Here is a 7,736-nt window from a genome sequence, read left to right on the forward strand (position 1 = left end):
GCTTCGTGCGGGGTGCGACGTAGATGTGCCCGTCCTCCGAGCGGAGCCGAGTGCGGTTGCAGACTCGGTTGCCCGCTGGGGGTGCCCCACGGGCAGAACAAGCATTCCCATCGGCCAACTGGGGACGCCACCACCGATGGCCCCCTGACATCCGGACCTCAGCGGGAGGCGTTTACCGGATTTTGCCGCGCGGAGGACGGGACGTCCGACATCGCCGCGGACGGTGCCCCATCAACCCGTCGGCCGGAAGTACGGGCCGGGCGGGTCAGAGGGGCGGCCCGTCAGCGGCTCGCTGGCGGGTGAACCCTTTGTAGCGGGTGCCCTGGTGGATCAGGTGCCCCCGGTCGCCCTCGGCCAGCTGGCCGAACTCGACGCCGCTCACCGGCAGCTCGCGCCGTTCGCCCGAGGGCTCCTCGAAGGTGACGAAGTAAGCGGTGCTCGAGCTCGGGCTGGTGGAAGCCATGGCCATGGTGCCCGAACCGTCCGTCGGAGCGCCGACCGAACGGGGCCGGCGGTGCACGTCGGTGCGGCGCGACACGACCATCGCGTCGACGCTGCGCAGCGGGGAGGCCTCATTGGCGCGCCACTGCGAGAGTCCCTTGACGGCGACCGTGACGAAGCCCGCGATGACGAGCGTGAAGATCAGTCCAAAGAAAAGGAGGAAGACCGTCGGCGGACCGGACATGTCCGGGGTGAGGGGGCCGAACTCGTCGGTGACCATCGCAGACCTCTGTGTCTCGAGCGGGTGAGGACGGCAGTATGACTTCCCGACAGCCGGTGCGGTTGCACCGACATGCGCGCTTGATCGGACGCGGGTACGGGAGAGGCCCTCTGTAGGGCGCGCAGGCCGACTATGCCGGCATCCCCACAGCCGCGGATGGTGCACGTCAGCAAACGAGGGTCGTCGCCGAAATGATTGGGCACGCCAGTGCCGGGGGCCGCTAGCCTCCACTCGGCGGCCGCCCAGCCGGTAAGGCGATTCACGGGTCGTCCCGCAAGGGTTCGAGAAGGGCTGGAAGTAGACCCCGGAGTCGCGCCGCCCTTTGAAAGACGCGTCCTGTCATGCCGCGACGCGACAGATGTCGTGGAGTTCACTCGCGCGCGCCAGTTGACGAAACTCAGCGGTCAAGGATGTGGAGCTTTGCGTCCACGAGGCTTCTGACCTAGTCATCTGGCAGCGGCTCGTCGATCGGGAAGTGGAGCGAGCTCTTTGTGCGCTCGTATTCCGTGAGGTGCTCGGCGAGCACCGTGAGCACTTCGCCACTGTGTGGCAGGTAGGCGAGATGGTTCTTGAATGCCGCGAAGCCTGCGACCACCTTCCCGTCGACCCGGAAGGCCGGCATGCCGTACGAGATGCCTTCCTCGGCGTCCGGGACGACGGCCAGGATCGACCGGCGTAGCGCTTCCAGGGTGGTCCGTTTCGGCTCCTCCAGCCCTGCCAGGTAGGCATCGACCTCGTCGACTGTCATGGCAGACAGTCTCCTCTCGTCTTCCGGATTTGCCGCGCTGTGCGCGTGAGCGACGCGGGCGTGAGGCAGTCGCAAACCACTCAGGCACCTAGCGGCGTTACGGCGCGTTCCGAAGTACCTTGCTCAACATGGATCGTGACGAGCAGATCTTCGCCGAAGGAGTCTCTCCGAGCGGGGACACGTGGCGGCTGGGTTGGCAGCCCGACGACCACAGCGGCATCACGTGGCTGCGGATCACCACCCCTGACGGCCACACTCACAAGGGCGGCTACGGCAGCCCATCCATCTCCTCGCACACGCCGGTGTCCATCTACACAGGTAGCGCCGACCAGGTGCCCAACGGGGCCATCATCCGTGTGCCCACCGGTGCGACTGGCCTGGAAGTCACGACTTCCGACGGGCGCACTCAAACGGTCAACCTCGTCCAGCACCCGGCCCATGAGGGGGCGCTGGTCGGAGCCTTCCTCTACCCGCATGGGACCGATATTGGATCGGTCCGCGTCATCGACCAGGGTGGCCGGCATGACGTGCCGATCAGTCAGCACCATCTGTAGTCCGGACTGAGAACATCCGGAACTGCCGCGCTGCGGGCGACCCGGACTGTCTTAGGCGGGTCGGGTGGCCGACGCGGAGACCGTCACCACGGATTGGGTGCCGCCCGGCGCCTTGTCCGCAGACGTGACGCGGCGTGCCGTCACGTCAGCGACCGTGTCCGGCTCGGCGTCGGGGTCAGGGCCCGGGCCGCCACTTGCTCGCCAACCGCCGAGATCCACGGCCCCGTTGTCCTTGAAGTGCCACGTCGGGTCGAAGCGTGCGTGGAAGCGTTTCCCAACCTCGGCAGGCGTCTGCGTGGTGGCATACACGAGGGTGACCGACGAGGCGTTTCGGATAGCACTGTTGCCGCCGCCCCTCGAGCTCGTGCGTGCCAGCTCGACAGCGCCTGGAGGCACGGTCATGACATCCAGCTTGGCCAGCCGGTCGATGACCCGCTGGTCCGCCGCGTCCGTGTTCGCGCACCCAGCCAGCGCAGCCGCGGCAACGACCGCAGCCGCTACCCCCGCCAAGCGGCCCGTCAGCGCTGCCGCCCTGTCCCCCTGACTGCTCACGAAGTGCAGTGTCCCCGCACGATCGCCGGAACGCACGGATATGCCGCAAGTCGCGCATATTCCCAGGCTCTTCACCCGGCGGCTAGTAGGTTGAACAGCGCGTCGGCCGCCGCACGCGCATCAGCTGCCGCCTCGTCGCCGACGAGGTGAATGACGCCGGGGCTCGATGTCAGCTTGTGGAGCTCGCGCAAGTAGCCCGAGTCATCGTCTCTGAGTCCAGAGTGGCGGCTTCCGACCCGACCAGCCCACCCTGACAAGAGTGCCTGCACGTGTTGCAGATCAGCCCACGCGTCCCAGTCGTCATCTGAAGCGTCGTCATCGGGCATCGGCAGGCGTAGATGGACGACGCGCAGGTAGCGTGCTTCCACGTCGCGCGGGATTCGGCGCCTCACGGGGTCACTGTCGCACAGACGTACGGATTTGCCGCGCTCCGAGCGATCGTGCCGAGTAGCGGACCTTTAGAGCGCGCTGCGGCAACGGGTGGCCACGTGCAGTCCCCTAGCGTGTCCGTCATGAAGAAGGAGCGCCGACCCGGCGGCCGCCACGCTGGCGAACCCCACCGCCGTCTCGCCTTCGAAGAACCCGGCAGCGGGCCGTGGAGAACAGATGTCATTGCCTTCGTCGGCCTACCGCTGTTACTGCTCGCGTTCTCGTGGATTGCCGTAGCAACGTTCCGAGCCGGGGGCGTTGACCGCTGGAACGGACTCTCGGTTCTCTGCGGGGCAGCAGTACTCGTCAGACCTGCGGTGCTTCGATGGCGTCGGCTTCACACCGGGGCGTCGGCCCGCGTTCTTGGCCGCCTCTACATCGTTCTCGGCGTCGTAGCCCTAGTCGGAGTCGTCGTCGGCCTCACGTAAAACACCGCGGATGCTCGTCAGGGAACATCCGCTTCTGCCGCTCGTCGAGGGCGGCACGCCCCATCGTGAGGCCCTGTCGATTCCCCAGAGCCGATACGTTGCCGCCATGGACCTGGCCTTCGCTCTGCCAGCGAAGCGGTTGACCGCGACCTTCTCGCTAGCCCCCGCCTGTGTGCAGCCATCGTCGACCGCATCACCTACGGCGGACACATCATGGAAACGGGCACCGACTCCTACCGCCTCGCCCACAGCAGGGCCCAACGTTGCCTCCGCTGTCGTGGGCTCCGGCGGCTGAGGTGACGGCACAGACTGGGTACCCGCACCGTTTCTGGTCCGAGCAGATTCGCCCTCCCTCGCGTCAGAGCGCCGGGGGATTTGGTCCCGCCGGAGCGGACCGCGACGGTTACGGCGGCATCGGACATTACTGGTCATGCAGAGCATGATCGGCACGACCGCTGAAGAGGTCCTGGTGGACCGAGCCGCCCGGAACGACCGGGACGCGTTCGGGGCTCTTTACGACCGTCACAGCCAGCGGGTCTTTGCGCACAGCGCCCGCCAGCTCGGCGGCGTGGAGGACGCCGATGACCTCACCGCGATCGTGTTCCTCGAGGCGTGGCGCCTGCGGGCCCGGATCCGGGTCGTCAACGGCTCTGCCTTACCGTGGCTCTTGATGACCGCCACGAACGTGGCCAGGAACTACCGACGCTCCGCTCGTCGATATCGGGCGGTCCTGAACAGGATCCCCGCCCCGCAGGCCAGCCCCGACCACGCGGAGGCCGTTGCGGCCGCTGCGACGTTCGAAGCTACCGGCCAAGCCCTGGCGCAGGCACTGGCCGGCCTGCGGCCGATGGACCGGCAGGTCGTTTCGCTCTGCTTCATCGGTGAGTTGACGTACGCCGAAGCCGCCCAGGTCCTTGGCATCAGTCACGCCGCCGTCCGTTCGCGCCTCATGAGATCCCGAGAGCGCGTCAAGTCAGCCCTGCTCGAGGCAGGCATCACCAGCGCAGAGGAAGGACTAGAACAGTGAGCACGAAGAGGCCGGACGGGCCGCGCATGGGCGAACACCGCGCCGCCCAGATCCGTGAGGCACTCATGGCCGAGATTCGGAACGAGGCCGGCCACGACAACACGGCAACCGCACCGTTCCGCAACCACCGCCGGACCTGGTCCGTCGTGGGCGTCACCGCCGCCAGCGTCGTCGTGGTGGGCGGCACTGCCGCCGCGTGGGTCGCGGTATCCCGACCCGACGACGCGTACTCGGCCTACTGCTCTGCCAGCGTCACGACCGACCCCGACATCTGGAAGCAGCACGGCGCCACCACCGCCACCAACGCCGACACCGGGGTGCGCTCACCGCTGGATGCCATCGACGCGTGTGCTGCGATGTGGCGAACAGGAACCATGACCAGTGACGGCGCCTCCACGGGCCAGGCCGGGGCAGCCGACGTGCCGGAGCTCACAGCCTGTGTCGTGGAGGCCCAGCTAGTGGTGTACCCCGGCCCCGCAACGGTGTGCGCCGAGCTGAAGGTGCCCGCCGCCACCAAGTAGGTCCACCTTGGGGTGTCGCAGCTCGGGAGCGACACCCCAAGGCGTACCTGAGCGTGCGGGGTCTAGTTGAACTGCATCGAGGAAGCTCGATCGTTCATCGCGTCACCGACGTAGGAGCTATTGACGATGAACCCGTACGAGGACCCGGAGTAGGTGTTCTCCCACAGCTTGGTCGCGCAGTTCCCGTAGGACTTGAACGAGCTGATCCGGTCGTTCCACCCCGACGGCATGACGCCGATCGACCAGTCGACGTCGGCGTTGGTGTCGCAGTCCCCGGAAGCGTAGAAGTAGTAGCTCGCGTCGGTGTAGTTGTTGTCGGCCCAGGAGATGTTCAGGACGAAGTTCGCCGCCGGGCTCTGGGCGATACTGGCCCGCTGCCGGTCCGAGATCACCTTGGTACCTGCCGGGACCTGCACGCGCCCACCGCTGATGAACGAGATGACCTCCGGGCCGCTGTTGAAGCAGGATATGGCTCCTGTGCCGACGTCCATCGCGCAGAACGAGCCGGCCGGAGCCGCCTGCGCAGCAGGAGCCCCCACGGCAGGCACTGCTACGACCGCGGCGACGACCACCACTTTCCAGATCCGATTCATAACATCAGTCCTCTCTGCCGCAAGCACCTTGCTGTGGCAAACGGTTATGTCCGCTCACCACGGATGCGTCGCAAAGCGTGACCGCACAGCCCGGAGAACCCCGGCCCCGACCCGGAGATGCGGCTGAATCTCATCAACACTTTCTTGCCAAACGTCGATGAGGTGCGTCCGACACTCAGTGACAAGCGCGTCCGTCACTCGCCGGCGCGGCCATCGCAAGCAGCACCACCGAAGTCAGATATAGAACGCAGTGTTCCTGAGAGAACTGCCGCAGTCGATGCACGCTCATGCCGCTCGTCGGACGACGTCCGACCATCAGCGTGAGGCGTTTAGCGTCAAGGGCTGGGCGGGTGCCGGTGTCTCGTCGTCGGCCCCTGCATAGCTAATCGAGGTCGTGCTCGGCAGCGTGTGATCGGGTTGTGTCGGCGACGGGACGGGGCGGCCTGCGATGGTCGGCGAGATACCCCAGGGGTTCTCGATGCCGCAGAAGGCTCACCCCGCCCCAGCTCTTGGGTGTCAGCGCCTCGTGCTGGTGGCTTGGTACTGGATCTCGTTACGCAGCAACGGTGCTCGCGGCCTCCTTCCACGTGGTGGTGCCGTGGGCGGCGATGACGGGGTCCCACGAGCGTTGTTGGGTGACGACGGCGTACAGCTGGCGCAGGATCGCTGCGGCGACCGCGGCCTGGGCCTGGGTCGGGGTCAACCGGTTCTGCTCGCGAGTGGTGAGGTGGCGGTAGCGGGCCGCGTACACCCGGTTCGTCTGCAGGCACCCCCACACCGCCCGCCACGCCGCGACCCGCAGCTGCGGCCGTCCGGCGCCGGTGAGCCTGGCGCGGCCGGTGAACGTGCCGGACTTGCCTTCCCGCGGTGCGAGGCCGGCGTTTTGACCACAGCCCGGGCGGAGGCGAACCTTCTCAGGTCCCCGGTCTGCGCGAGGATCGCGGCGGCGCCGACCGGTGACAGCCCGTCGATGCTGGTCACCAGCGTCGTGAGGCCGAGCTCGTCCAGGACGGACACCATCCGCGTCTCGACGTCGGCCAGCTTGGCGCGGGTCTCGTCCCAGTCGGTCAGGGTCCACTCGAGCCGCTCGAACACCGCCGCCCGGTGCGCGACCACCCCTGCACGGTCATCGAGGGCGGCGAAGACGCGTCGCACGATCCGCAGGCACGGCCGGACCCCACCCCGACGGGTCACCTCCGCGCGGACAGCCCGCTCGAAACGGGCCAACCCGAGCCGACGGGTGCGGTCCAGGTCCCCGCCGTCACGGCGAACGACGACGGTCAGGGCAGCGACCCAGGTGGCCGAGCGGAACGGGTGCTTCGCGCTCTCGAGCGCGGCCGGCCACACGCACTCGAGCAGGTCACGGACCGTCTGCACGGCCGCGACGTGCTTCTCGAGGAGCTCCTCCCGGCGGGTGCCGAGGTGCCGCAGCCGGGTCCAGGTCGCGTGCTCCTCGTCGACCGGCTCGGGCAGGTAGCAGCGCAGCTGCCCGGTGAGCCGGGCGATGAGGACGGCGTCCTTGTCGTCGGTCTTGTCCGTGGTCAGGTCCTCGCTCTTGCGGGCCCAGGACGAGGCAGCCGGCTGGACGCACACGAACGACATCCCACGCTGCGCGGCGAGCTGCGCCAGGACCATCCACCGGTGCCCGGTCGGCTCACACGCCACCGTCACCCCCGTGAAGCCCTTCCGCGGGCCCGGTCGGCGGCCCAGTCCAGGGCGGTCCCGAGGTCCCACGCCTTGCACCGGAACGTCCTCCGCGCCAGCACCCTCGAGTCGTGGTCGGTCACCACTAGCATCTGCTTGCGGTCGGCCAGGTCGATCCCCACGATCGCGTTCGTGACCGGGACCGCGGCCCGGAGCCGGGAAAGCCGAGCGTTCCGGTTCCGATCGCCGCGCGAGACACCACTACCGTGAGACATGAACGTCCTCCTTCGATGCGATGGGACACCAAGCCCGACAAGCGCATCAGGAGGACGTTCGCCACGCCAGACCCGACCGCGCAGAACGCCTTTCTATGCCGCGGATCGCGTGATGCCCCGGACACGCTCGGGCCCGTCCGCCCGACCCTGACCGGGCATGACGCTCCCCACGAGGGCCCATCCCGTTTCGCTGGCTGCCCCGGGCGCCCACTGTCCGGCCGTCCCGGCCGTACAGTCACGGACG

At 68.0% G+C, this 7,736-nt stretch carries 10 protein-coding genes and 2 pseudogenes; 5 read left to right on the forward strand and 7 right to left on the reverse strand.

The features are described 5' to 3' along the window. Positions 1 to 265 precede the first annotated feature (265 nt). Positions 266 to 721: a DUF2500 domain-containing protein gene (locus AB4Z14_RS21880; protein WP_442277087.1), complete on the reverse strand. Its 456-nt coding sequence runs from the start codon at positions 719 to 721 to the stop codon at positions 266 to 268. A 442-nt stretch (positions 722 to 1,163) separates the two neighbouring features. After that, a complete protein-coding gene (locus AB4Z14_RS21885) occupies positions 1,164 to 1,469 on the reverse strand; it encodes an iron chaperone (protein WP_442277088.1) in 306 nt (101 codons plus the stop codon). Between the two features lie 128 nt (positions 1,470 to 1,597). Between AB4Z14_RS21885 and AB4Z14_RS21890 the strand changes: the two genes are divergently transcribed. Continuing rightward, positions 1,598 to 2,023 (forward strand): hypothetical protein, encoded by a 426-nt coding sequence (locus AB4Z14_RS21890; RefSeq protein ID WP_442277089.1) that lies wholly within the window; start codon positions 1,598 to 1,600, stop codon positions 2,021 to 2,023. Positions 2,024 to 2,074: 51 nt separating this feature from the next. Here AB4Z14_RS21890 and AB4Z14_RS21895 read toward each other — a convergent pair whose 3' ends face one another. Together AB4Z14_RS21895 and AB4Z14_RS21900 are read right to left on the reverse strand one after the other, a co-directional pair. Continuing rightward, positions 2,075 to 2,575 (reverse strand): hypothetical protein, encoded by a 501-nt coding sequence (locus AB4Z14_RS21895; protein WP_442277090.1) that lies wholly within the window; start codon positions 2,573 to 2,575, stop codon positions 2,075 to 2,077. 71 nt (positions 2,576 to 2,646) lie between these two features. Next, positions 2,647 to 2,967, reverse strand: a complete 321-nt coding sequence (locus AB4Z14_RS21900) for a hypothetical protein (RefSeq protein ID WP_442277091.1) — start codon at positions 2,965 to 2,967, stop codon at positions 2,647 to 2,649. A gap of 120 nt (positions 2,968 to 3,087) precedes the next feature. Here AB4Z14_RS21900 and AB4Z14_RS21905 point away from each other — a divergent pair, with 120 nt between their 5' ends. The 4 genes and pseudogenes from AB4Z14_RS21905 (at position 3,088) to AB4Z14_RS21920 (ending at position 4,980) form a co-directional block, all read left to right on the forward strand. Next, positions 3,088 to 3,432: a hypothetical protein gene (locus AB4Z14_RS21905; protein ID WP_256796261.1), complete on the forward strand. Its 345-nt coding sequence runs from the start codon at positions 3,088 to 3,090 to the stop codon at positions 3,430 to 3,432. 162 nt (positions 3,433 to 3,594) lie between these two features. Next, a pseudogene (locus AB4Z14_RS21910) lies at positions 3,595 to 3,732 on the forward strand (AAA family ATPase); the annotation flags it as partial. A 130-nt stretch (positions 3,733 to 3,862) separates the two neighbouring features. Next, positions 3,863 to 4,459: an RNA polymerase sigma factor gene (locus tag AB4Z14_RS21915; RefSeq protein WP_256796260.1), complete on the forward strand. Its 597-nt coding sequence runs from the start codon at positions 3,863 to 3,865 to the stop codon at positions 4,457 to 4,459. Positions 4,460 to 4,485: 26 nt separating this feature from the next. Next, the gene (locus tag AB4Z14_RS21920; protein ID WP_442277092.1) at positions 4,486 to 4,980 is read left to right on the forward strand and encodes a hypothetical protein; all 495 of its coding nucleotides are present in this window, start codon (positions 4,486 to 4,488) and stop codon (positions 4,978 to 4,980) included. A 62-nt stretch (positions 4,981 to 5,042) separates the two neighbouring features. On the opposite strand, the gene AB4Z14_RS21925 is transcribed toward AB4Z14_RS21920, so the two are convergent. From AB4Z14_RS21925 to AB4Z14_RS21935, 3 genes and pseudogenes are all read right to left on the reverse strand, one after another. Continuing rightward, positions 5,043 to 5,519 carry a hypothetical protein gene (locus AB4Z14_RS21925; RefSeq protein WP_442277093.1) on the reverse strand — a complete coding sequence of 159 codons (477 nt, stop codon included), beginning with the start codon at positions 5,517 to 5,519 and terminating at the stop codon, positions 5,043 to 5,045. 607 nt (positions 5,520 to 6,126) lie between these two features. Then, on the reverse strand, positions 6,127 to 6,276 hold the full coding sequence (locus AB4Z14_RS21930; protein ID WP_256796257.1) for a hypothetical protein: 150 nt from the start codon (positions 6,274 to 6,276) through the stop codon (positions 6,127 to 6,129). Positions 6,277 to 6,470: 194 nt separating this feature from the next. Next, positions 6,471 to 7,316, reverse strand: a pseudogene (locus AB4Z14_RS21935) (IS110 family transposase); the annotation flags it as partial. Positions 7,317 to 7,736: the final 420 nt, after the last annotated feature.

The organism is Terrabacter sp. 2TAF16 (assembly GCF_052115065.1).
Classification (GTDB): domain Bacteria; phylum Actinomycetota; class Actinomycetes; order Actinomycetales; family Dermatophilaceae; genus Terrabacter.

What these genes read in the sequence shown, in the direction of transcription:
- AB4Z14_RS21880 (WP_442277087.1), bottom strand. Translation starts at nt 721, where the DNA reads ATGGTCACCGACGAGTTCGGCCCCCTCACCCCGGACATGTCCGGTCCG.
- AB4Z14_RS21885 (WP_442277088.1), bottom strand. Translation starts at nt 1,469, where the DNA reads ATGACAGTCGACGAGGTCGATGCCTACCTGGCAGGGCTGGAGGAGCCG.
- AB4Z14_RS21890 (WP_442277089.1), top strand. Translation starts at nt 1,598, where the DNA reads ATGGATCGTGACGAGCAGATCTTCGCCGAAGGAGTCTCTCCGAGCGGG.
- AB4Z14_RS21905 (WP_256796261.1), top strand. Translation starts at nt 3,088, where the DNA reads ATGAAGAAGGAGCGCCGACCCGGCGGCCGCCACGCTGGCGAACCCCAC.
- AB4Z14_RS21915 (WP_256796260.1), top strand. Translation starts at nt 3,863, where the DNA reads ATGCAGAGCATGATCGGCACGACCGCTGAAGAGGTCCTGGTGGACCGA.
- AB4Z14_RS21920 (WP_442277092.1), top strand. Translation starts at nt 4,486, where the DNA reads ATGGGCGAACACCGCGCCGCCCAGATCCGTGAGGCACTCATGGCCGAG.